12 protein-coding genes are annotated in these 24,151 nt (G+C 46.0%); all 12 read left to right on the top strand.

Annotation, left to right across the window (positions count from 1 at the left end; translation table 11 throughout):
* Positions 1 to 27: 27 nt before the first annotated feature.
* Positions 28 to 600 (top strand): TetR/AcrR family transcriptional regulator, encoded by a 573-nt coding sequence (locus tag PTQ21_RS18740; RefSeq protein WP_063563484.1) that lies wholly within the window; start codon positions 28 to 30, stop codon positions 598 to 600.
* A gap of 78 nt (positions 601 to 678) precedes the next feature.
* Positions 679 to 3,798 carry an MMPL family transporter gene (locus PTQ21_RS18745; RefSeq protein ID WP_274566672.1) on the top strand — a complete coding sequence of 1,040 codons (3,120 nt, stop codon included), beginning with the start codon at positions 679 to 681 and terminating at the stop codon, positions 3,796 to 3,798.
* A 295-nt stretch (positions 3,799 to 4,093) separates the two neighbouring features.
* The gene (locus PTQ21_RS18750) at positions 4,094 to 4,699 is read left to right on the top strand and encodes a biliverdin-producing heme oxygenase (protein WP_063563486.1); all 606 of its coding nucleotides are present in this window, start codon (positions 4,094 to 4,096) and stop codon (positions 4,697 to 4,699) included.
* A 45-nt stretch (positions 4,700 to 4,744) separates the two neighbouring features.
* The gene (locus PTQ21_RS18755; RefSeq protein WP_274566673.1) at positions 4,745 to 7,285 is read left to right on the top strand and encodes a diguanylate cyclase domain-containing protein; all 2,541 of its coding nucleotides are present in this window, start codon (positions 4,745 to 4,747) and stop codon (positions 7,283 to 7,285) included.
* 212 nt (positions 7,286 to 7,497) lie between these two features.
* On the top strand, positions 7,498 to 9,081 hold the full coding sequence (locus tag PTQ21_RS18760; RefSeq protein WP_274566675.1) for a TerB N-terminal domain-containing protein: 1,584 nt from the start codon (positions 7,498 to 7,500) through the stop codon (positions 9,079 to 9,081).
* Between the two features lie 7 nt (positions 9,082 to 9,088).
* Positions 9,089 to 10,432, top strand: coding sequence for an ATP-binding protein (locus PTQ21_RS18765; RefSeq protein WP_274566676.1), 1,344 nt, complete (start codon positions 9,089 to 9,091; stop codon positions 10,430 to 10,432).
* Positions 10,429 to 12,642 (top strand): DEAD/DEAH box helicase, encoded by a 2,214-nt coding sequence (locus PTQ21_RS18770; RefSeq protein WP_274566677.1) that lies wholly within the window; start codon positions 10,429 to 10,431, stop codon positions 12,640 to 12,642. Before PTQ21_RS18765 ends, PTQ21_RS18770 begins: the two co-directional genes overlap by 4 nt.
* A 335-nt stretch (positions 12,643 to 12,977) precedes the next feature.
* Positions 12,978 to 13,931, top strand: a complete 954-nt coding sequence (locus tag PTQ21_RS18775) for an EamA family transporter (RefSeq protein WP_274566678.1) — start codon at positions 12,978 to 12,980, stop codon at positions 13,929 to 13,931.
* Positions 13,932 to 14,133: 202 nt separating this feature from the next.
* Complete coding sequence (locus PTQ21_RS18780) at positions 14,134 to 14,559, top strand: cupredoxin domain-containing protein (RefSeq protein WP_063563492.1); 426 nt, start codon at positions 14,134 to 14,136, stop codon at positions 14,557 to 14,559.
* A 97-nt stretch (positions 14,560 to 14,656) separates the two neighbouring features.
* Positions 14,657 to 15,679, top strand: a complete 1,023-nt coding sequence (locus PTQ21_RS18785) for an SDR family oxidoreductase (RefSeq protein WP_064638770.1) — start codon at positions 14,657 to 14,659, stop codon at positions 15,677 to 15,679.
* Between the two features lie 9 nt (positions 15,680 to 15,688).
* Positions 15,689 to 16,345: a carboxylesterase family protein gene (locus PTQ21_RS18790; protein WP_063563494.1), complete on the top strand. Its 657-nt coding sequence runs from the start codon at positions 15,689 to 15,691 to the stop codon at positions 16,343 to 16,345.
* A 174-nt stretch (positions 16,346 to 16,519) separates the two neighbouring features.
* Positions 16,520 to 24,064 carry a fibronectin type III domain-containing protein gene (locus tag PTQ21_RS18795; RefSeq protein WP_274566681.1) on the top strand — a complete coding sequence of 2,515 codons (7,545 nt, stop codon included), beginning with the start codon at positions 16,520 to 16,522 and terminating at the stop codon, positions 24,062 to 24,064.
* Positions 24,065 to 24,151 lie beyond the last annotated feature (87 nt).

The following is a 24,151-nucleotide window of genomic DNA, read 5'->3' on the forward strand; positions in this document are numbered from 1 at the left end:
ATTCCTAAAATAAGGAGGGATAGATTCATGGCTAAAGGCAGCAAAAAAGATGATATTTATGCAGCTGCTTTAACGCTTTTTGCCCAACGGGGGTTCGATGCAACAACCATGCCGATGATTGCGGATTCGGCTCAGGTAGGAGCGGGAACCATATATCGATATTTTACGAATAAAGAAGTATTGTTGAATGAACTCTTTCAGAAAAGTATCAGGGAGTTCCTTGATGCCTTGAGGCAAGGCTTTCCAGATAAACCCATTTCCGTACGTGAGCAGTTTCATCATATATTCCGTGGATTGTTTAAGTTCGCTGAGTCCAACCCGGATCGGCTAAAGTTTATTAACTCTACTGGTAATGCACTGCATTTTCACGATGAAAGCAAGGAAAGCGTCAATGAATTTATGGGGTTTCTGAATGAATGCATCCATAAGGGGCAGCAGCAGGGAGCTATTCTTATGTTGCCGACAGAAGCGTTAATGAACATTGTCTACGGTGCTTCTATGCATTTGTTTGAACACTTTAACAAAGGTCTTTTAGAAGCAACGCCGGAGTTAATGAACCAGCTTGAGGAGTGCCTGTGGAATGCCATTAGAGTCCATTGATTCTATTGGCCTTTTTTACAACATAAACGGAATGAATGTTCATTCCTATACTAGACATAAGGTGTGTGAGGATAAAGTATGAGTAAACTTAGAAACCCCAGAACGCTTTCCTTGATTTTATGGATACTTATTACCGTAGTTTCTGTAATGACGATGCCTGATTTTGGTCAGCTGGTCAAAGAAAAAGGAGAAATTTCAATTCCTGAAACGGCTCAGAGCCAAATTGCAGCTACGATGATGAAAGACATGGATAAGGATAGTGGGAATACCTATTCAATCATCGCTGTATTTAACAGTGGAGAAGGTGCACAGGCATTAACCAAGCAGCAGAAGACGGAAATCGAATCTGTTTTGTCCAACCTGAAAAATCAGGAAAAACAACTGAATATAGAGACGCTCACAACCCATCTGGATGGTGAAGAGCAAGCTGATCGACTTATATCCGAGGACGAAACCACGATTTTAACCCAAATCACAGTCACTAAGGATGAGGATATTCCCCTTTCGGAAGTGGTGAGTCAGTTAAATGAGGCGACAGCCATCTCAGATGTGAATACATATCTGACAGGAGCAGATCTGATTGGTGATGACTTTGGCAAATCGATTGAGGATGGGGTACAGAAAACAGAAATTATCGCGGTTATTTTTATCCTCGTTATTTTGATTATTATTTTCAGATCACCGATCATTCCCGTTATCTCACTGCTTACGGTGGGTATATCATATGTTGTTTCATTAGCGATTGTGGGTCATCTTGTAGACATGTTTAACTTTCCGTTCTCTAACTTTACCCAAGTGTTTATGGTTGTGATTTTGTTTGGGATCGGTACGGATTACAATATTTTGTTATACACCAGATTTAAGGAAGAGTTAAGCAGACAGGGCGGGGATGTACTTCTCGCAACCAAAACGACGTTTAGAACGGCAGGACGTACTGTGTTATATAGTGGTATTGCTGTATTCATCGGATTCCTTGCTCTGATGCTCGCCAAGTTTCAGTTGTACCAGGCAACCTCTTCAGTGGCATTTGCAGTAGCGGTTCTCATTGTCGTCCTGAATACGTTGAATCCATTCTTCATGGTTGTATTAGGCAAAAAGATGTTCTGGCCATCGAGGAAATTTGAAGGTCACGCAGATAGCCGCTTATGGGGATTCTTGTCTCGGAACGCGGCAAGTAGACCTGTTCTTGCAATCATTTTTGTTGCCGTAATCAGCATTCCGTTTTTGTTCAGCTACAGTAACCGGCTTAGTTATAATGATCTGTTTGAGGTCAATAACAATTATACATCCAAACAGGGAATTAATCTGATCATGGATCATTACCCACCAGGTTTCTCTGCCCCAACCACACTGGTTGTACAATCCAAGCAGTCGATGGATAACCAAACGTTTTTAAAAGCACTGGATGATCTGACGGATAAAGTATTCAAAATGGATGGTGTGTCCGTAGTTTATAGCGTTACCCGACCAACCGGAACAAAAATTAAGGAATTGTATATCAATGATCAGGCGGATGAGCTTAATCAAGGTATTGGGAAAGCGAACAATGGATTAGGCACCATCAACGAAGGATTATCTTCTGCTGCAGGCCAATTGCAATCTTCCAATGATCTGAGTGATGTGCAGCAGCTGATTGATGGTACAAGCCAGTTGCAAGAAGGAGTGGCAGCTCTGGGGAAAGCCATGAATCAGGTGACAGTCGGGTTGAACGATGGGAGGAAAGGCGCAGATACATTGAAAAATGGCCTGGCTACCCTCAGAGAAAAAGTAGATATACTATCTAAAGGTACAACTGAGTTGCATCAAGGATATGCTGATCTTGAACAGGGACTAGGTTCGTTCAGAGATACTTTTAATAGTATGAAAACAGCAATTCAGGGTGCACTAGATGCCTACGCTCAAATCGAAAGTAGTATGACAAGACTCATTACGAATCATCCTGAGTTACAGCAGGAAGAAGATGCGGTACAAATCATCGGCATTACCCAGGAGGCTCAAAGTGATCTGAACAAGTTATACACACAGATGGACCCGCTGATGGTGCAGTACAATGGTGCTCTGGGTTCATTCAAGGAAGCGAACAAAGCCCTGGCTCAGGTTAACCAAGGTTTAACTCGGGTGACTTCGGGTGTGGGTCAACTTGAAGGTGGAGCCGGAGAGTTATCTGCAGGTCTGGTTAATGGTGCAAGTGGCAGCAAGCAGATCGCTGGGAAAACGTCTGAAGTTGGAAAAGGACTAGTACAAATTAATCAAGGACAAAATCAGTTATTGACCGGTCTGAACGATTTGCAAGCGAAGATGGGTGAATTGAAATCGGGACTCACCGCAAGTACAGAAGGGCTTACAGATGTTTCCAAAGGTCTTGGGGATGCAGAGGAGTATTTGGGCAATCTGGGACAGTCCGATGCAGCCAAAAGTTTCTATATTCCTGAAGAGGTATTAACAGGAGAGGAGTTCCAAGCATCGCTAGATACTTATATGTCTGATGACCGGAAGACTGCGGAAATATCCATCATTTTAACAGACAATCCTTACTCTAAAGAGGCGATGGATGTTGTCCAAAATCTGAGCAACCAACTGAACACAGCCCTTGTTGGTACGGATTTGAGCGAAGCCAAAGTGGCGCTTGGTGGGGTGCCTTCACAAAATCTTGATCTACAAAAATTAGCTGGAGGTGACCTGAGCAGAACTTCCATGATTATGTTGATTGGGATTGGGCTCATTCTTCTGGTAATCATTCGTTCATTCTGGCAGTCCGTAATCATTGTTGGCTCGTTGTTCCTGACGTATTACGTTGCGCTTGGTCTAAATGAATTGTTAGTAGTGGGGCCGCTTAACGTGGATTATCTGAGTTGGAACGTTCCTTTCTTCAGTCTGATTATGATCGTTACACTTGGCGTGGACTACAGCATTTTCCTCATGATGAGATATCGCGAGATTGAAGGTGATCCGGTTCATAAAATCACGGAGGCTTCCCGCAATATCGGAGGAGTCGTCATCTCTGCCGCTGTTATTTTGGGAGGTACCTTTGCTGCCCTGATTCCTTCCGGTGTAGTTACATTGATTGAAGTTGCTATATCTGTCATCATTGGATTGGTATTACTCAGTTTTGTGATGCTCCCAATCTTGTTACCCGCTTTGATCAGTCTATTGCATAAGTTAGCGAATTGGGGATCTAAATCAGATGAAAATAAATAATTAATATTAATCTATGCTTAGCTAACGACTCCTGATCAATATATGTCAGGGGTCGTCTTTACTATTTCCTATAAAATAGAATTAAAGAGTTCAAGCTGGTTAGTATAATCGAACAAACGTAATAAAGATGTAACGATGCTGGATTCATATAGTTTTCTCGTACAAGAAAAAGTATACTTACATAGAGTCTTTATCTAGATGAAATGGAGTATCCATTCTAACCTACACTGAACATTCAGTTAAGTATAAGTCTTAATTCTGATGAAGAGATCCGACTTAGAAGGGCGATGATTACATGACAGCCAGTACCATTATGGAGCGTCTGAAGAGTGAGACAGCTCATTATCACAGACAAGTGGAACAGAACGAGTATGCCAAGGCTATTATGAATCAAACCGTTAGCTTGGGAGAGTATAAGAAATATCTGGAGAAATTTTACGGGTTCCTGAAACCATTGGAAGAACAAGCTGTACAGCAGCCTTTCTGGGAAAGCACGGGACTGGATATCGGGATTAGAGGAAAAGCAAATTTGCTTGAAAATGACCTGCGGAATCTGGGCGCCAGTGAAGAGGAAATCAGACAGGTTCCTTTATGTAAGGATCTTCCTGATATATCGACACCAGCAAGGTTATTCGGTTATTTATATGTCATTGAAGGATCTACGAACGGAGGTCAGATCATGACCAAACGTTTGTCGCAGTTCCTGCCGATTGAAGCAGATCGGGGGTTGGAATATTTTAATGCCTACGGTACGGAAACCAGAACGAGATGGGCAGAGTTCACGGAACTACTGCGTCAATCCATCACGGGGGAAGAAGATCACGACATCATGGTGCACACGGCTTCGGAAACATTCCGATTACTTGATCAATGGATCAATACAAATACGGATAATCTGTAAGTTGAAAATAGAGTTATCACATCATGAGAGGGGATTTTTCAGGCTATGCCCGAATCGAAGTCCAAGAAAGAAAATAATTTGCTTAACCGTACATTGCTTAATCAGGGTACGTACACCAATGATCCAATTGATCTAAACAATTGCGACAAAGAACCCATTCATATCCCCGGCTTCATTCAACCTCATGGTGTGCTCTTGGCTGTGAGCACCAACAATATACCGACTATTGTACAATGCAGCCAAAATACGGTGGAACATCTCGGTCTTACTACGCAAGAGGTGCTGGGCCTTCCACTCGGACATCTGATTGGCAAGGATAATATAAGGCAGGTACTGGCACGCACCTTCAGTGCATCTGTAACATCAGACCTGCAATATATGGATCTCACGATTAACGTATCTGGAAATGAGCAGGTCTTCACTTCTGTCATTCATGAGAGTGAAGGCCTGTTAATTTTGGAAATGGAGCCTTCCTATGAAAAAGGAAATATGGAAGGGAATGATTTTGAGTGGATTTCCAGCTTCTTCAGCCGACTTAAAAGTACTGATAATCGGGTGGAAGCGAGTCAAGTAGCAGCCGAACAATTGAAGGAAATGCTCGGGTATGACCGGGTTATGATCTATGAATTTGACGAACAATGGAATGGAAAGGTCATCGCGGAAGCACGTGAGGAAGAGCTCGAACCGTTTCTCGGGCACCATTATCCAGCGTCAGATATTCCCAAACAGGCACGCGAGTTGTACCTGCGTAATTGGTTGCGCACCATCGTGAACGTAAATTATAAGCCAGTGGAGATCGTGCCCTTGCTTCAACCCTTGACGGGCAAACCACTTAATCTGAGCTTGTCGGTTCTGCGTAGTGTATCCCCGTTGCATATTGAGTATTTGCAGAACATGGGTGTCGGAGCAACCGTAACCATCTCTCTGATTCATGACAACCAACTATGGGGCCTGATTACATGTCATCATTATTCAGCCAGATATATACCTCATCGTGTTCGGAATTTGTGTAACTTCCTGGGTTCATTCTTCTCAAGTGAACTGTTTCAACGTCAGCAGCTGGATGAATATCAGGCTGAAATCAGGTCACGTGAAGCGGCTACCCAAATTGCCAATATTTTTATTGGGAATACAAGCCCAGTGAGGATTATTGAGGAATTGCAGGGCGAAGAGCAGACCTTATTGAGTTTGATGGATGCTTCGGGAGCTGCGATCTGTTATCAGGACAAGCTGCTGTTATATGGCGATACGCCGGCACGAGAGCAAGTACGGGAATTGGCTGCATGGCTAGCGGGCAAGTCGGTAGATTACAGTTATCACACCTCCAAGCTGAGTTTGGAGTATGATCCTGCTAAAGCTTACAAGGAAAAAGCATCGGGTATTGTTTATGTTGCCATATCCCCTGGGCAGCATCATTATATCATCTGGTTCCGGCCTGAAGTGGTTCAGCTTGTGGATTGGGCAGGTGATCCAGCCAAAGCCGTGATCAAAACCGATGATGGCATGCGTCTGTCCCCCCGGAAATCCTTCGAGAAATGGAGAGAGATTGTCCAATCGACCTCCTACCCGTGGACAACGAAGGAGCTGAATGTGCTTCCATTGCTCAAAAGCATCGTACGCCGTCAAACGGAGAACCAGCTTGTTCAGGCAGAGGAGCAGGCGTTGCAGAATGCACGTATTTTGCGTCAAAATGAGCAGCGCTACTTACAGTTGATGGAGTTTTCCCCGGTGGCGTTTTTTACGTTGACGGACGGGTTCGTTATTTATTGCAATAACAAGGCAGCTGAATTGCTTGGCTATGAAAATTCTAAAAATCTCATCAGCAAGGACTTCAGGGAATTTGTACCTGATAAGACGAAAACGATTTTGCAGCAAAACCTGGAGGAACTGAAGCTCAATAATACGCGTCTGTTTACTAACCAGGCGTACTTCACCACAGCAACGGGCACGTCCCTGCTGCTTGAGATTACACTGGCTTCTGTTACACATGCAGGCAAACCCTCAGTGATGGTCCTTCTGAACGGTGGCGCATCGAATCATGATCAGGATCATTATACGGAGACAACCAGTCAGCTCCAGAACTATCTCAATACAGATCCGTTAACAGACATGCCGCTTCAAACCATATTCCAATCTCAACTTCAGGATGATTGGAATGAATGTTTGCAGGAGAAATGCAGTTTGGGACTGTTTATTATAGATATCGATGATTTCCGTTCATATAATGCATCTTATGGACTTCAAGGTGGCGATCTGTGCCTGCAGTGGATTGGAGAAGTGCTGGCGGTGGTCAGTGAGCAGAATGATGCCATCATCTCCCGTCTTCGGGGAGGAACCTTCATGTTGAAACTGAAGAATGCAACATCAGAACGTTCAGCGGAGCTTGCCGAAGAAATCAGACAACATGTGCTTGCACTTCAAATTCAGAGAGATCTGTCCAGCCCGAGTGACGTGGTCACTGTTAGCGTTGGCGGTGCGGTAATGGTTCCTGAAGAAAAGCTGATGATGTCGAATCTGATTGAAAAAGCCAGTCAGGCCCTTGCTCAAGCCAAGAGTGACGGAAAAAATCGGGCTATCATGGTTTGATACGAGGTTTTACTAGCCTTACTGTAAAGGGTGCAGCAAAATGGTATAGAGGGAAGGCATTTAAACTGGATATCAGTTTGAATGTCTTTCTTTTTTCTGCTAATTAGGAAAGTATTATTTTCATCACTGCAGGCACAGGGACAAGTGTTATAATGATGAATATGGATACACTTGTTCGTATTCACACGCAGAGGACGGTGAAACGGAATTCAATGAAAGAGGATTCAAGACAACTGGAATTTATGGAGATAGATCTGAGCGAAGAGCCTATCACAGCGGCAGTCCCGGTTCCTGATCGTTCAACGATTGTCCGTGCTGATTTTGATATAAGATTACCTGGCGGCATATTGTCTTCTGAGAAAAGGTTTGTAGAGGAAGCAAGGCAACTCATTGAAGTGGAAGGGGAGCAGGCTCCCTTTGTTCCTTTTATGAGTTATTGGCCGACTTATGGTGTAATGAACGAACCCCAGCGCAAGTGGTATATGTATTGGAGGACGGAAGTCCGGCAAGGACGTTTCCCTGATACGGATCTGTCCTATCTGTTTGTTCATATTTATGAGCTGATAAACGGAATTGGTTGGCAGGAACCTGAGGAAGGTTACGACCAATTAAAAGAACTATGGATCAACTATCGTGAACGGCTTCCGCAGTTGGATGTGTACATGCAGGATTGGATTATTGATTATGATCTAGTCCATGAGTTGAACATGTCATTATCCGAGATGGTGGAGCTTTCGAGTGGCTATCTTCCACCGGAGATTCTGGATATGGAATTGCAACGGCTGTTGAGCAGCAATATATCGGATATCTCGCTGAAGTTGTTACAAAGATATTATGACTACGACATTACGCTCAGTAAATTTTACAGAGATGGCGGTATGAAGGTTCTGGAACAGTACATTCCCCGAGTTATGGTTTTGGTGGATTCTTATCTACTGCGTACACGCAAGGCAGGCATATTGGATCAGTTTGAGTTAAATCATGAAAGGACTATCGAACGTACGCTGTTTCGAAAAGCTGTATATGACGAATCCATTTATGGAAAATCGGTTCAAATGACATATGTTCCGATTGGAGAGCATGCAGATTTTGTCCAGTTTGTAACCCGAGTTTTTCGATGCACGGAAAATAAATGCCGTGAACTGCTCGGTTTCAGAGGGCGACTTCGTGGAAAGACGCTTGAACCTGAGCTTGCAAACGTGATTGAACGTTACCTGGACAAGGCATTTGCAGTCGAGCAAATGCCAGTTGTAGAGCAACCGATAGTCCGGATTGATGCAGAGAAACTTGCTTCGCTGCAAAAGGAAAGCGAATATGTGCGCAGAGCACTCATGATCGAAGAAAATCATACCTCGGAAGATGAGGATGCAAACAATGTGAGCAGCCTACCCACTACCGTGATCCAGAATTCAACGGAAGAAGCTGAAAGTGCTAAGCAGTCTAACCAACAGGAGGTTGACGTTGAGGGAGCGCTTAATACTGATGGAGGACAAGAAAACGGGATTAACGAGCCATTATCATTACAATGGGAGGCGGATTTTTTTGCTGATCTGGATGAAGAGTGGATACAGTTTTCTGAAATGCTATCTCAGCAGCATGTACAGGCAATTCACGCCTTGCTTGGCGTCAACCCGGATACGGAGCTGATGCGGGTGGCTGAGCAATACGGCACGATGCCTACACTCCTGTTGGATGAAATTAATGATATGGCCATGGAAACGATTGGTGACCTTTTGATTGAAGGTGATCGGATGGTTTCGGATTATATAAATGTGTTTGAACATGTGAAGAGGTGATTGGGCAGTGGCAGAACTTAAAATACCGAAGCGGCTGACTACCGCACTAGTGAATTCGTTGACAGCGGGCGTTGTGCCACGAATCGGACTGGAGCAGATTGCTGTTGGTCGGAAGTCTGAAGTGGACGCGATCTTGCGGGATATGGACAACATTGCGGAAGGCGGGGCAGCTTTTAAGCTGATTATAGGAAGGTATGGAAGCGGAAAAAGTTTTCTGTTACAGATGATTCGTAACTATGCGATGGATCGGGAATTTGTTGTGGCGGACGCGGACTTGTCACCTGAGCGCAGACTGGTGGGAACCAAAGGTCAGGGGCTTGCAACATACCGTGAGCTGATGACTCGTCTGTCTACTCGTACACGTCCGGATGGCGGGGCACTGGAACCGATTTTGCAAAAATGGATCGCTGGTCTTCAGCAGCAAGCGATGCAAAGTCAGGGCTTGCGCCCGGATGATCCGGCTCTTCCTGCTGAAGTCGAGAAGCAGATCTATGCGGTGACGAACGAAATGCAGAATTTGGTGCATGGATTCGATTTTGCCAAGGTGCTTGCTTCATACTGGAACGGCTATAAATTGGCGGATGATGACCGAAAACAGGCGGCGCTGCGCTGGTTGAGAGGCGAATTTGCAACCAAGACGGAAGCCAAGAAAGAGCTAGCTGTCGGCGTCATCATTGATGATGATAACTGGTATGACTACTTCAAATTATGGTCCGAATTTACGGCACGGATCGGTTACAAAGGACTGCTGTTGTTCATAGATGAAGCGGTGAATCTGTACAAAATTACAAACAGCATATCCCGGCAAAGCAACTACGAGAAGCTGCTTACCATGTTCAATGATACGATGCAGGGCAAAGCAGAACACCTTGGTATCTTTGTAGGCGGCACACCACAATTTGTGGAAGATGAAAGACGCGGACTCTTCAGTTATGAAGCACTTCGTTCGAGACTCATTGATGGCCGCTATGCGGCAAGAGAATATGCGAATTATACCGGACCGATCCTGAAACTTTCGATGTTGTCCCATGAAGAGATTTTGATTCTGTTGCAAAAGCTGCGTCAGATTCATGCCCTGCATTTTGGATATAGTGCTAGTCTAACGGATGAGGATTTAGTTGATTTTATGCAAACAGCGGTCAACAGGCTCGGCGCGGATGAGTTACTGACCACACGTGAAGTGGTACGGGACTTCATGGATGTGCTGCACACGCTCCATCAGAATCCTGAAGTGACCTATGTTCAATTGCTTGGTGAGCGAGCAGTCAAACCGCAGGAAACAGGAAAAGGAACGGATTCTTCATCATCTGCTGACGATTTGGATGATTTTCTGGCGGAGTTTGAATTATGAGTGAGAACCCTTTCTATCGACTGGCCCCTTTTGTACAGGAATTTATTTATAAAAAAAGATGGGAATCACTTCGGCCAGTCCAGATTGAAGCTTGTAATATTTGTTTTCATACCCCACATCATATGCTGATTGCGGCAGGTACAGCCTCCGGCAAGACGGAGGCGGCTTTTTTTCCTGCACTGACCGAGCTGCATGAACGTCCCTCCAAATCCGTGGGCATCTTGTACATCGGGCCGCTTAAGGCACTGATTAATGACCAATTCGAGCGACTAAAGGACCTACTGTCCGAGGGCAATATTCCGGTATGGCACTGGCATGGAGATGTGCCTCAGGCAGAGAAAACACGTCTCATGCGAAGTCCATCCGGTGTGCTTCAGATTACGCCTGAATCGCTCGAAGGTTTGCTGATGAATCGTCCCAATGCCATTCCGGCGCTATTTCATGATCTGCGATATGTCATCATTGACGAGGTTCATGCATTCATGGGAGCGGATCGAGGCATTCAGGTACTGAGTGAGCTGGCGCGAATTGAACGTATGGCTGGATGTAAACCGAGAAGAGTGGGATTATCTGCGACACTAAGTGATTATGATGCTGCTACAGCCTGGCTCGCTGCTGGAACTAATCAGGGGGTGGATGTGGTTTCTTCCCCCGGTGGTCGCAAGCTGCGTTTGCGGGTGGAGCATTTTTCGTTTCCAGATGCACGGGATGAAGAACAGGCGGAACATCTGCATAACGCACGTAAACTCTATTACGACTTCATATATGAGAGTACACATCGCAAAAAAGCTTTGATATTCACCAATAGTCGAACGGATGCCGAAGTCACTATACTTGAGATGCGGCGTGTCGCCGCACGGAGACAGGAGCGGGACGTATTCCATGTTCATCATGGGAGCATTTCCGCCATGTTGAGAGAAGAGACCGAAGCCGCCTTACGAACCGGATCAAGGCCAGCAGTAGCTGCGGCTACCGTAACGTTGGAACTGGGGATTGACCTGGGTGAACTGGAGCGAGTTGTGCAGCTTGGAGCACCTTATAGTGCATCGAGCTTTGTTCAGCGCCTTGGACGGTCAGGCAGGCGTGAGGATATGGCTTCCGAGATGCTATTTGTATGTCCGGAAGAAGAGGATGAGGAAGCTCAATTGCCTGCTCGGATGCCATGGACACTCATGCGGGCTATTGCTGTTATTGAATTGTATGTAAAGACCAAGTGGGTTGAACCACTTGAGGCCCGGAAGATGCCGATGGGTGTGCTCTATCATCAGACGATGAGCATACTGAAAAGCATGGGGGAGGCTGAACCCAAAGAATTGGCTGAGGCCATGCTTTCGCTCGCACCATTCAAGGAGATTCGTGCAGATCAATATCAGATTTTTCTAAATTATCTGATTGAGACTGATCATCTGCAATGGACAGAAGATCGGACTTTAATCATCGGGCTTACGGGTGAGAAAACCGTCAATAACTATCGCTTTTATGCGGTGTTCAAAGATGATGAAGAGCACAAAGTGCTGAACGGTTCCGAGGAGATCGGGTCGATTACAACCGTGCCGCCTCCTGGATACTGTTTCTCTCTTGCCGGGAAACTGTGGAAAGTGGAAGAGGTCGATCACAAGCATAAATCTGTGTATGTGAAGGCGGCCAAAGGCAAAGTGGATACGTTATGGCTGGGTGCGGGTGGGGACATTCATACGACGGTCGTCCAGAAAATGCGTGAAGTACTGTCCGACACGGTGATATATCCGTATCTGTCTCCGCAAGCGGTAAATCGATTGGAACGCGCCCGTCGACTTGCACGTGAAAGTGGGTTGCTGAAACAGGTTGTCATTCCAGCTGGAGGAGATTCCTTGTATGTATTACCTTGGGTGGGAAGCAAGTCTTTCCGCACACTGGAACGTTTAATGAAGCACAATTTGTCTGACAAACTTGCCTTGCGATCTGTTGTACCTATGGAGCCTTATTATTTTGTCGTGTCAGGCAAAGTGGATGGTCGCACACTTTTGGCCGAGATCATGAGTGAATGTCGAACAGCGGAAGACGCATCTGCGTTACTTTCAGAAGATGAAGCACCGTATCTTGGTAAATACGATGAATTTGTGGCTCCTCCTTTGATCCGAGAGGCCTTTGCAGTGGATGGATTGGATTTAAATGGTCTCAAAGAAGGATTGCAGCAAACGTTAGCATGGGATTCTTCATCTATAAAATGACGTAATAACGTATGTCTTTTGTTTTTAATTTGAATTAAAAAAATTTAAATTGTGAATCAGGGTTGACACCACCTCACCTGCCATGTAATATATGAAAAGTCGTCACACACGAATCGCAAACAACAAATGCATATTTCATTTCGTATAACCTCGCAGGCCGAAAGTGTACACAGGGCGAGGGTCTCTACGGGAAGCCTATACTTCCTAACTACGATGCCAGGAATCATTGTATTCCTTGCTCGTAGTTAGGATTTTTGCATTTGGATGGTGTCTGTGACCTTGGCATGGATCAAACATGCGGACGCATTTTTCGATCATCAGGAGGTTTATCTACAATGAAATATTATCTGTCCGTTCTCGCAGGAGCGATGAGCTATGGCATATTATCCACAATTGTGGTTCTGGCTTACGGCGAAGGGTACAAACTTGGAGAGGTCGTGGGCACACAGCTGATCACGGGCTTCATCCTGTCCTGGATGCTGGCATTATACTCGAAGTTTAGAATGAAACGGAAATCACAGGCAGATGGAAAAACATCAGCTGCCGTGGCAAAAGCATTTCAGAAATTAACGTGGAAGCAACGTTTGATATTGATGGCTGCAGGGACGCCGACGGTGATTACCGGTCTTGTCTATTATCAGTCTTTACGATACATTCCCGCGTCACTTGCCATTATTCTTTTGTTCCAATTTACGTGGATTAGCGTATTGATTCAGGCCGTGAGCAAACGTCAGCGTCCTGACAAAGTAACGTTCCTGACTTTGATTATCCTGTTTGGCGGAACATTGCTGGCAGCAGGTTTCCTGGAACAGGGACTCGGAGAGTTTAACGGCTTGGGCATAGCGCTTGGCTTAATGGCGGCTGTAAGTTACTCCCTGTTTGTAATGTTCAGTGGTAAAGCGGTTCCATCAGCACATCCGGCTTTTCGCAGTGCATGGATGGTGACCGGAGGTCTGGTCTTGCTGTGCATCCTGTTCCCGCCGACGTTCCTGTTTAACGGATTGATTTGGAGCCAGCTGCTTGTCTTCGGATTGTTGCTTGGCTTCTTCGGAGCTTTTATCCCACCAGTACTGTTCGCAGTAGGTGTGCCTCATATTGGGGGCGACATGGCCGGAATTCTTGGTGCAGTTGAGCTCCCAATCGCGGTGCTGCTCTCAGCCATTGTGCTTCACGAGCATGTGAGCCCATTGCAATGGCTCGGGGTTATTGTGGTGCTAATTGGTGTAGCACTGCCAGAGATCTATAAGTTACGGATGAGACGAAGTCGAAATACACCTCTATATTCCTGAGTGGAATTAGATAGAATGATAAAGACAAGAACTATAGCTGAAAGAGCCTGAGTGATTCAGGCTCTTTTTTGATGAATATATTTATTGGGCTAAGTGATGTCCCATCGATATGGCCCATTCGAGTCATTTTCAATTTTAACCGGATGGGGTATGCTGAAGAAGAGTTGCAATAGAATGGGAACATAGACAGAGGAGCGTTGAGATGAAAAGCTGGATTAGCAAAACCTGGCCTTGGCTTACGCTGGGAATTACTGTAGTTGTGCTGCTTGGATCTTTTATGGTGTATTTTATGGGCAAGGACATGTCCCCAGGCTCAGGAAGTGCCGTAACGGCCAAAGCCGAGACGCCGGAGGACTTGAAGGGATATGAAGTTGTTAATGTTAACGTAAGCAATGACGGTTTTGAACCTGATGTTATTGAAGTTAAATCCGGAGTCCCTACCAAAATCAACTTTATTCTTACTCGGCAGGTCACACACGTTAAATCGGTGGCATCAAGTAAGCTTGGCATGGATATGTACATGCAAAAGGGTGATAATTACTACACCTTGGACAAAGATCTCCAGCCTGGGGAATATGAAATTCACTGTGGCATGTACATGATTTACGGAACGGTTAAGGTCATATAGTGGACAGGAGCAAAGATTCTTCAATTGAATCTTTGCTCCTCTTTTGTGTGCATGATATCATGGACTAGTGATCAATTTCATCTGGAGGTGGCCAAATATGAAAGCGCTATTTATTGGAGGAACAGGTACCATCAGTACAGCAATTACCGATCAGCTTGCCAAGCAAGGCTGTGAACTTTATTTGATCAACCGGGGTAATCAAAATGATAATTTGCCTGCGCAAATCAAAGTGCTGCAAGCCGATATTAACGATGAAGCACGGGTTGCGGAGCTGATTGCCGACCTGGAGTTCGATGTTGTCGCAGACTTTATTGCGTTTGTACCTTCCCAGCTGGAGAGAGATTACCGTTTGTTCAAAGACAAAACAAAGCAGTTTATATTTATCAGTTCGGCATCTGCCTACCAGACACCACTTGCTGATTATCGGATCACGGAAGGTACGCCTTTATCCAATCCGTATTGGGAATATTCACGCAACAAAATTGCATGTGAAGACTATTTGATGAAACAGTATCGTGAAGAAGGATTTCCGGTAACCATTGTGCGTCCAAGCCATACGTATAGTGAACGTTCTGTACCTCTCGGTGTACACGGGGCAGAGGGAAGCTGGCAGGTCCTCAAGCGCATACGTGAAAATAAACCCGTACTCATTCATGGAGATGGTACATCTCTCTGGACCATAACGCATAACCGTGATTTTGCCAAAGGATTTATTGGCCTTATGGGCAATATTCACGCCATTGGTGAATCGGTACATATTACCTCGGACGAGTCAGTAACCTGGAATCAGATCTATGAGATTATTGCAGGAGTGCTTGGTGTCAAGCTTCATGCGGTTCATGTATCTTCCGAGTTTTTGGCGGCGTGCAGTGATCAGGATCTTCGAGGCGGTCTGCTGGGAGACAAGGCGAATACGGTTGTATTTGATAACAGTAAGCTAAAAAGGCTTGTTCCAGAATTTGTGGCAACGATCAGGGCCGATCAAGGAATCCGGAGCACCATAGAATATATTCTTGCACATCCTGAATTGCAGACCGAAGATCCCGAATTTGATGCATGGTGTGACAAGGTGGTTGGAGTATTGGATGAAGCGTTGCTGAAAATTAGAGATGAGAAGTGAGGCGAGCATATGTCCCAAACCGGGCATCGACTGGTAAAGGAAATCACCAAAACCGTCACTTTGGACTATTTGCTGCACATTCCCGAGACGGAGGAACCGCTTGCTGCGGACCAGAAATGGCCTGTCATTTTGTTTCTTCATGGTTCTGGAGAACGTGGAAATGATCTGGAAAAGCTTAAAGCACACGGGGTTCCGCTTATTGCCGATCAGGACAAGAGTTTCCCGTTTATCGTGATTTCACCGCAATGCCCTGTGGACGAATTTTGGGGTATGCATCGCGAAGCTGTTATGGCTCTTCTGGAACATGTTTTGGAAAACGAAGCTGCTGACCCGAACCGGGTGTATCTTACAGGTCTGAGTATGGGCGGGTATGGTGCTTGGGATCTGCCACTGTTTTACCCCAATACATTTGCTGCATTGGCTCCTGTATGTGGGGGAGCAGACCCTTCCAAAGCGGAAGAACTGCATAATATACCGATCTGGGCATTCCATGGTGCCAAGGATGACATCGTTTATGTTACGGAATCCGAGAAAATTGTTCATGCGCTTGAAGCGTTGAACGCGGATGTGAAGCTGACGATATATCCTGAAGGTAATCATGATGCTTGGACCGAAACGTATGACAACCCGGAATTGTACAAGTGGTTTCTCAGCCATACGTTATAATCAATCAATCGTTCGTAATTGACAATATTCAGCATTATTAAGTATTTACTTTCGTTATTCGAATCGTTATAATCAAGAAAAAATGACACTTGTTAGGGGAGGCACCCCAACAGAGGACTTTGTTCCTTTGTTGGGGTGCCTCCTTTTTTTGTGTGCAGAAAAGGAGAGCAGACGTTGAAGAAATCTGAGAAGCGTATTAAAAAACAGGCCGAGCAGCTTACCAAAGTGGTACTTGCATTTGCTCTGCTGTCACCCCAAGCCTTGCTGGTCGAATGGGGTTCAACGGCCATTATGGCTGAAGCTGTGGAAACCATCAGTATTGTATCCGATACTTCCAGCATGAAGGCTGTTCAATCCTCCAAGGTGAAAGTGGAGATGAATAGTGATGGCAAATATAGAATTGTGTTGCTTCCTAATACAAACGTATTCTACGGTGGCGATACCGGGAATGTATCCACCATTATTGATCATAACGGAACACCCGTTAATTTTAAGTCGCTGCCCCTTAATTATTATCGAATCAATAATAATGTAATCGAAATGTCCAGGCAGAAAGACAACGTAGAGTATATTTTGCGCGTGTCCATCGTTAATGCCACATCTCAGGGCGGTTATATGAAGGTGGAGCTGGAGGCTGTTAACCGCAGCGGCTCTACGCTGAATCTGGGAGGTACGTTCTATTGGGATACGATGGTGAATGGCAACGATGCTTCTCCGTTTGAAGTGATTGAGAACGGCTGGCGCAATTACAGTGGAGGTGTTCAGGTAACTGCTTTTTATGCCAACACGTATAACGTTGTGGACGCAGATCGCATTTTCATGGGGCAGTACAATAGCCCGGACAATGCGCAGCTGACAGGTGGTTCTTCTCCATCTTCCTTTACGCCAGGGCAGACCGTTACCGCAACGGATACTGCTGCGCAGTTTTGGTGGGACGGCAAAGCAACCGCGAACCAGGCTTCACGCAAATTTTCGACGATTGTGGGGATTGGTCCCAAAAATGCACCGCCTTCATTTGCACTATCGGCACCGTCTTCGGGCCAGACCTATTACAAAGGAGAACAGCTTCAAATATCCGGTACAACCCGGGATACGGATGTGGGAGATCTTCTGACTGTCAAATGGTCAATCGACGGAGGCTCCGAAAACATGTTGACACAGATGACGGCTACAGGTTCCAATCAGTCGTTTAACACGAATTACACATTGCCAGACAAGCTCGCAGATGGCGTACATACGTTGCAGGTGTGGGTAATGGATGACAAGGGAGGGGTCTCCTCAGCGGGTACTGTCAACTTCACGGTGAAAAGTTTCGTTGTTCCGGGAACACCGTCATTTACATCTGTTAACAATAATAATCTGACGGTCAACTGGGACAAAAAGGCGAATGATGCTACCGTGACGTATGAACTGAAAAATGTAACGACGAATCAAACCTTTGATACGGGTACAACAAATAGTCGGCAGGTGACCGGGCTTACACCGAATACTCAATATTCTTTTGCTGTGCGCGCTAAAAATACAGTGGGTTCGTATACGGGGTATTCAAGTCCAGCTAGCAAATTTACACTAGCCAATGCACCAAGCGATGCAGCTGTGAGCCAGTCAGGTAACTCCGTTACGGCTAGTTGGAACAACAATGGCAATCCTGCGGGAACGAGTTACAAAACGGAAATACGTAACTCCGTCGGACAAGTGCTTGCATCGGGTACAACTTCATCAACTCGGACTGAACTTGCGTTAACTGGACTTGCAGACGGATTATATAACGTATATGTAGCAGCACTGAATGGAGAAGGCATACAGACTGCATTTACCTCTGCAGGTCAGATCACAAAGGACACAACCGGTCCCACTGCTCCCTCGATAGCAGTCAATCCTTCTTCTTGGACCAAGGAAGATGTCCTGGTTACGATTACAGCAGGCTCGGATGCCTTAAGTGGTGTACAGAAGACTGAGTACAAGCTGGGGATTGGGGGAGAATGGAAGGAATACACTGCTCCCATTACGGTTGCTTCTGAAGGAAATACACTCATTATTGCACGCAGCATAGATGCATTTGGCAATACAGGACAGGAGGCTTCTGTTACAGCACGAGTGGACCGTACAGCTCCGACACCTCCCGTCATCTCGTTAAATCCGACGGAGTGGACCCATTCGGCAGTAACGGTGACGTTAACGGCAGGTACGGATGAAGCAAGTGGAGTGGGTCTTACGCAATATAGACTTGGAGTTGAAGGAACTTGGGTCGATTATCGAGAGCCATTTACCATCAATACGGAAGGAATCACCGAGATTCAGGCGCGAAGTGTGGATCGGGCCTCTAATGTCAGTGCGTCAACTTCAGCCAATGCCCGGATTGACAAGACAGGGCCTGATGAGCCAAAGATTACACTCAGTGCTGATGAATGGACGAATCAGGATGTATCCTTTGAAATAACCAGCGGTGAAGATACAGGCAGTGGACTTGCCAAAAGCCAATATCGTCTAAACGAACAAGGCCCCTGGATCGATTACACTGGAGAAGTGAAGGTTACCGAAGAAGGACAAACCACAGTTTATGCGCGCTCGCTTGACAGGGTAGGGAATGTAAGTACTGTTACAAAAGCACTCATTCGACTGGATAAGACTGCTCCAACAGAGCCGGTTATTACATTAAGTCAGTCTGGCTGGAGCAAGGAAGCTATACAATTTACGATTGCTGGCAGCGTAGATGAACATGCCATTTCGTATGAATATAGTTTGAATGGGGCCCCGTATATTGTAGGAAACTCAGGTACAGTGAGTTCAAACGGTCCCAACGTAATTCGAGCCAGAGCGAGAGACGCTGTCGGAAACGTTAGCAAGGAGGTCAGTCGTACGGCTTATGTCGATCAGGTTGCTCCAACGATTACATTTACACCGAATGGACAAGGCTGGATTGACACTAATATATCTGCTACCGTTCAATATGAAGATTCTGATTCGGGTATCAATGAGAATTCGCGATTGTACAGTGTGACCAACAGTACCGCATCGCCAGACAACTGGAATGAAGCCCGCTCGAATGAGCCTGTAATTTCAATTGAATCCGAAGGCATTTGGTATATCCATGCCAAAACAATAGATATGGCAGGGAATACATATGAGACCGTATCAGCACCTTATCAGATCCAGCGCAAGCCACAGCAGCCGGGAAATGCGAGCGTTACACAGATCAGTGAGACTTCGGCAGAACTTACGTGGGATCTGCCCACAGGAGAATGGTATACCGACGGGTATCAGTATGAAATCATAAACCATACGACAGGCCAGTCCTGGACACTGGATTATCCTAAACATACGCTCATTGATCACTCCCTAAGTGGTGGGCAAGTCTATGATTACGAAGTGAGAGTTCGAAACCATACTGGCATAAGTGATGCAGTATCTGTCCGTGCACTGACAATCCCCGCGGCACCGGGATCATTACAAGTTCGAAAAGTCGATTCCCAGCCTGAGCTGGCAGAAGTACATTTCGATTCGGTTCAAGGTGCTACTGCGTACCGTATCACGGCTGCAACTTCGGATGGAAGTATTGTATTTGACCAGACGATCTCCGATTCTTCCAATATTCCGTACATGACCAATCTGGTCCCGGGGAGCATTCATACGATTTCGGTCACAGCACTGAATGAGAGTGGTACGGGAGAAAGCAGCAGGGTGGGATTCCTGACATTGCCTGCAGCACCTGGTGAATTTGCGGCAGTGCAGATTCGGGAGCATGAGATCTCTCTGGGATGGGAGACGGTAACTTCAGCTACGTATTACAGCCTTTCACGCAGTGGAGCTGGAGTCTACGAAGGATTGGAAACGGAGTATGTGGACGCAGGTCTGGATAGTGGAACAGAGTATAGCTATGAATTGCTGGCCGCAAACGAGACAGGAGAAGGTCCAGTAACAAGTTTGCAGAAGCTGCTGACATTGCCGGGGGCCATTGAAAGCTTGAGTATAGATAATGCTACAACAACGAGCATGCATCTCAGTTGGGATCCTGTAAGAGGCGCGGAGCGATACGAAGTCTTTGTGAATGGGGAGAAGCGGGAGACGCTGCTTGCTGGAACCCATGAATATCTGCTAACGGGATTGACTGCGGGAACGTTGGTTCAGGTGGACGTTCAGGCAGGCAATGGAAGTGGACAAGGTCAATCCAATCGAGTATCTGGAACGACGCTTCCCGAGAGTCCTTCAGGTCTTCACTTCGTTCAACCGACTGAAACAGGAGTAACACTCAGATGGGATGCAGTCCCCGGCGCGACGAAGTACCGGGTCGTTCTTGAGGGGCAGAGTTATGAGATTTCAGATACACAGATTGAAGTCCATCAGTTATCAGGCAACCGCCACTATACGTATCAGGTGGAGGCCGGAAATGCTGCTGGTTATGGTGCACCCACAAGCGGTGAACTGCTTACTTTGCCAACCAGACCTAAAGGGCTCAAAGTAACACGTACGGATGAAACGAGTATTGGGGTGGAATGGGAATCTGTAAATACAGCCGAATCCTATATCGTTAGTATCAATGGGACGGAAGTGGGGCGAACTTCGGGACTTGCCTATACGGCTAAAGAATTGTTGCCAGGTATGGAGTATTTAGTGGAAGTACAGGCCGTGAACACGTCTGGAGTCGGTCAGTCCGCCAGCTTGATTCGATTATCCAAACCGACCGCCCCTTCAGAAATCGTTGTTGAACCAGGAGTACATAAAGCCACCTTGTCATGGGATTCGGTAGCAGGTGCCTCGGAGTATGTAATTCAGCAGGGGAACAAAGAGATTTACCGTGGAACAGAGCTGACGACCTTTATTTCAGGACTTGAGGATGGAACGATGCATCATTACACACTTGTTGCAGTGAACAGACAAGGGACCCCATCCGAAGCGACGGGTATATCCATACTTACATTGCCTGAGAAGCCAGTTGAGATTAAGGCAACGGAAGTGTCGGAAAACAGTCTTAGTCTGGATTTTACCAAAACAGGGGTAAAGGGTGCAGACGAATACATCATTGAACGCAATGGGCGAGAGATTGCTCGCATGGATGCGAGTGAAACCCGATTCGTAGATGAGGATTTGTCGCCCGGCACGAAATATACGTACAAGATCCGGGCGGTTAATGCAAGTGGTTCGGGTGCTTCCTTTGTCTATGGAATAACAACTAAAACCCTGCCACTATCACCAGATGGGATTACAGTGATCAAGGGAACGCACACGTTTGATCTGGCGTGGGAAGCAGTAAAGGGAGCAGCCGCATATGAAATTCGCAATCAGACAACGGGGGAAGTTCAGACTGTGTCCGAACCATCGGTCCATCTCGCCAGTTTATTGGATGGCACAACGTATACGTTTGAACTTACTGTTTTGAATGAGGATGGTCACCGTTCTTCTCCTGTTGAGGTTCTTTTGTTGACCAAACCCATATCCCCACAAACAGCAAGTATTGCTGCGGTAACCGATCAATCGGCAACGCTGGATCTGAGTGGCAGCGCCACACGAGGCGCAGAACAATTGATCATTATGCGAGATGGTATTGAAATTGACCGTATTCCGGCTGAGAGTATTTCTTATAAGGACAAGAATTTGACGCCGGGAGAGAGATACACTTATACGGTTAAGACTTCGAATGCTTCCGGCGATAGCGATACGGGATTTGATGTTCAATTGCGTACGCTGCCTGCAACAATTACGGAAACGCTGCACCCAGACGTGATTGAAGAGACGGAGGCAGTGATTAAGTGGACAAAGGTTCAAGGTGCAGAGGGTTACATTGTAATGATAGCGGATGACGAATTTACAACAATTACAGAGAGTGATTTGACTGAAATTATCCTTAAGGGGCTAGTCAGTGCAGCCCAATATGATCAAGTACAGATCGTTCCTTATAATACAGTGGGTAATGGAATTCCAATGGTCGTTGCTCCATTTTTCACGCTGCCTCATGTCGATTCTGTTGAGATGAAGCTATATCCGGAGACGGATCATGCCAGACTGGAGTGGGATTTCCCTTATTTAAACGAAACGTTTGTGGTTCTAATGGATGGTATTGAGCTGTATAGAGGCAAACAAAAAGAGTATATCGTAAATGAGCTGCAGGGCGGAACGAACTACTACATCGAACTGTATACCGAGAACGGGCGGGGAGATACATCTCATAAGCTAGAATATACACTCTTGACCAAACCGGAAGCTCCCAAGGAAGTGGAATATCGTTCGACACAGGAGAGCATACAACTTCAGTTCGAAAAGAGCCATGTCAAGGGGGTTGAGCAATTCATCATTGAACGTGACGGTGCGGAGATCGGCCGAGTGTCTGTTGACGAGCCTTATTACAAAGACCATGGGCTTGAGCCAGGTGTAAATTATGTGTATACCATCAAAACCGTAAATGCTTCCGGTAAGAGCGAGAGCGGATTCAATCTAACAGCAGTAACGCTGCCAGGCAAAATTCCTTCTCCACCTCAAGTGAAAGAACGCGCTCAGCATGGTGCAGATATTATATGGGATATGATTCCTGGTGCAGCAGGCTATCGCATCTATCAGGAAGACGAGCTGATTGCAACAACAATGGAAACATCGATACATATAACTGAATTGAAAAGTGCCCAGGTCTATTCCGACTTTTCTATTGTGCCTTTCAATGAGGCGGGAGACGGAAAGACAGTCGATGTACCCGAGTTCGAGACATTGCCTTCAGAAGAATTCACCGTTTCAGCGAACTCCCAGAGCACAAGCAGCATTGCATTGAGCTGGAAATTGGAATCTTTTAATGAAACGATCGTGCTTTCTAGTAGTGGGCGGGAGATCTATCGTGGAAAAGATCGAAGCTACATCTGGACAGGACTAACGGGCGGACAGCGCTATGATGTCATATTGTGGACTGAAAATTCAGCCGGGGAAAAAAGTGAAAGCCAGCAGGCCACTGCCGTGACTCTGCCATATCCACTTCCAAGCGGAAGTGGAGCTGGTTCACCTACACCTTCCTCTAAACCGGAGGATGTTCAGTCGTCCGGAGTGTCTCAACCTGAGCAAAATGACAAAGCGGAAACAACAGCCAAGAAAGAGGTTAAGTTCATTGATATTGGTCAAACATTCAATAAAGATCAGATTATATGGCTGGCAGAGCAAAACATCATTCAAGGTGTGAGTGAAACCCGCTTCGAACCCCGTCGTCCCATTACAAGAGCTGAGTTCACAGCACTTATTGTGCGATTAATGGGTCTGGATACATCTGCCGATTATCAGCATGCTTTTCGGGATGTGAACGATCAGGATTGGTTTGCTCCTGAGATCGAAGCAGCCGTAAGTCTTGGTATGGTACATGGCATGGGTAATGGTAAATTTGCTCCATATGAGCTGGTAACCCGGGAACAGGCATCGAAGATCATTGCGAATGTTATTCGCAAAATTAAGCCGGAATCCGCAACTTCACGTCGTGCTTTTACGGATCAGATGGATGTGTCCGAATGGGCCAAAGAAGAGGTTGAAGAGCTTGCTGGAATGTACATGCTTACCGGGTACGAAGACGGCAGTTTCCGACCCATGCAGCATCTGAGCAGATCTGAAGCCGCAGCCCTGATCTTCCGACTGAACAAACTGATCCGTATTATAGAAGAAGGTCAAACTATGGAGGAAGAGAACCGAACTATGGATGATAAAGGAACGAGTATTGATATAGAAGGTAAGGCTAACATGTCAAAATTGGAGTAAAAAAACTAGGATTGAATCACATGGAAATTTATCATTTCATCATCCTCAGTAGCTACATTATCCGTTATTCGACTTTTAATGTTATAA

The sequence above is a fragment of the Paenibacillus marchantiae genome (assembly GCF_028771845.1).
Classification (GTDB): domain Bacteria; phylum Bacillota; class Bacilli; order Paenibacillales; family Paenibacillaceae; genus Paenibacillus; species Paenibacillus marchantiae.

Bases quoted from the DNA above. Each gene is read 5' to 3' on its own strand.
- PTQ21_RS18745 (WP_274566672.1), top strand. From the start codon at position 679: ATGAGTAAACTTAGAAACCCCAGAACGCTTTCCTTGATTTTATGGATA.
- PTQ21_RS18770 (WP_274566677.1), top strand. From the start codon at position 10,429: ATGAGTGAGAACCCTTTCTATCGACTGGCCCCTTTTGTACAGGAATTT.
- PTQ21_RS18750 (WP_063563486.1), top strand. From the start codon at position 4,094: ATGACAGCCAGTACCATTATGGAGCGTCTGAAGAGTGAGACAGCTCAT.
- PTQ21_RS18740 (WP_063563484.1), top strand. From the start codon at position 28: ATGGCTAAAGGCAGCAAAAAAGATGATATTTATGCAGCTGCTTTAACG.
- PTQ21_RS18775 (WP_274566678.1), top strand. From the start codon at position 12,978: ATGAAATATTATCTGTCCGTTCTCGCAGGAGCGATGAGCTATGGCATA.
- PTQ21_RS18760 (WP_274566675.1), top strand. From the start codon at position 7,498: ATGAAAGAGGATTCAAGACAACTGGAATTTATGGAGATAGATCTGAGC.
- PTQ21_RS18785 (WP_064638770.1), top strand. From the start codon at position 14,657: ATGAAAGCGCTATTTATTGGAGGAACAGGTACCATCAGTACAGCAATT.
- PTQ21_RS18780 (WP_063563492.1), top strand. From the start codon at position 14,134: ATGAAAAGCTGGATTAGCAAAACCTGGCCTTGGCTTACGCTGGGAATT.
- PTQ21_RS18755 (WP_274566673.1), top strand. From the start codon at position 4,745: ATGCCCGAATCGAAGTCCAAGAAAGAAAATAATTTGCTTAACCGTACA.
- PTQ21_RS18790 (WP_063563494.1), top strand. From the start codon at position 15,689: ATGTCCCAAACCGGGCATCGACTGGTAAAGGAAATCACCAAAACCGTC.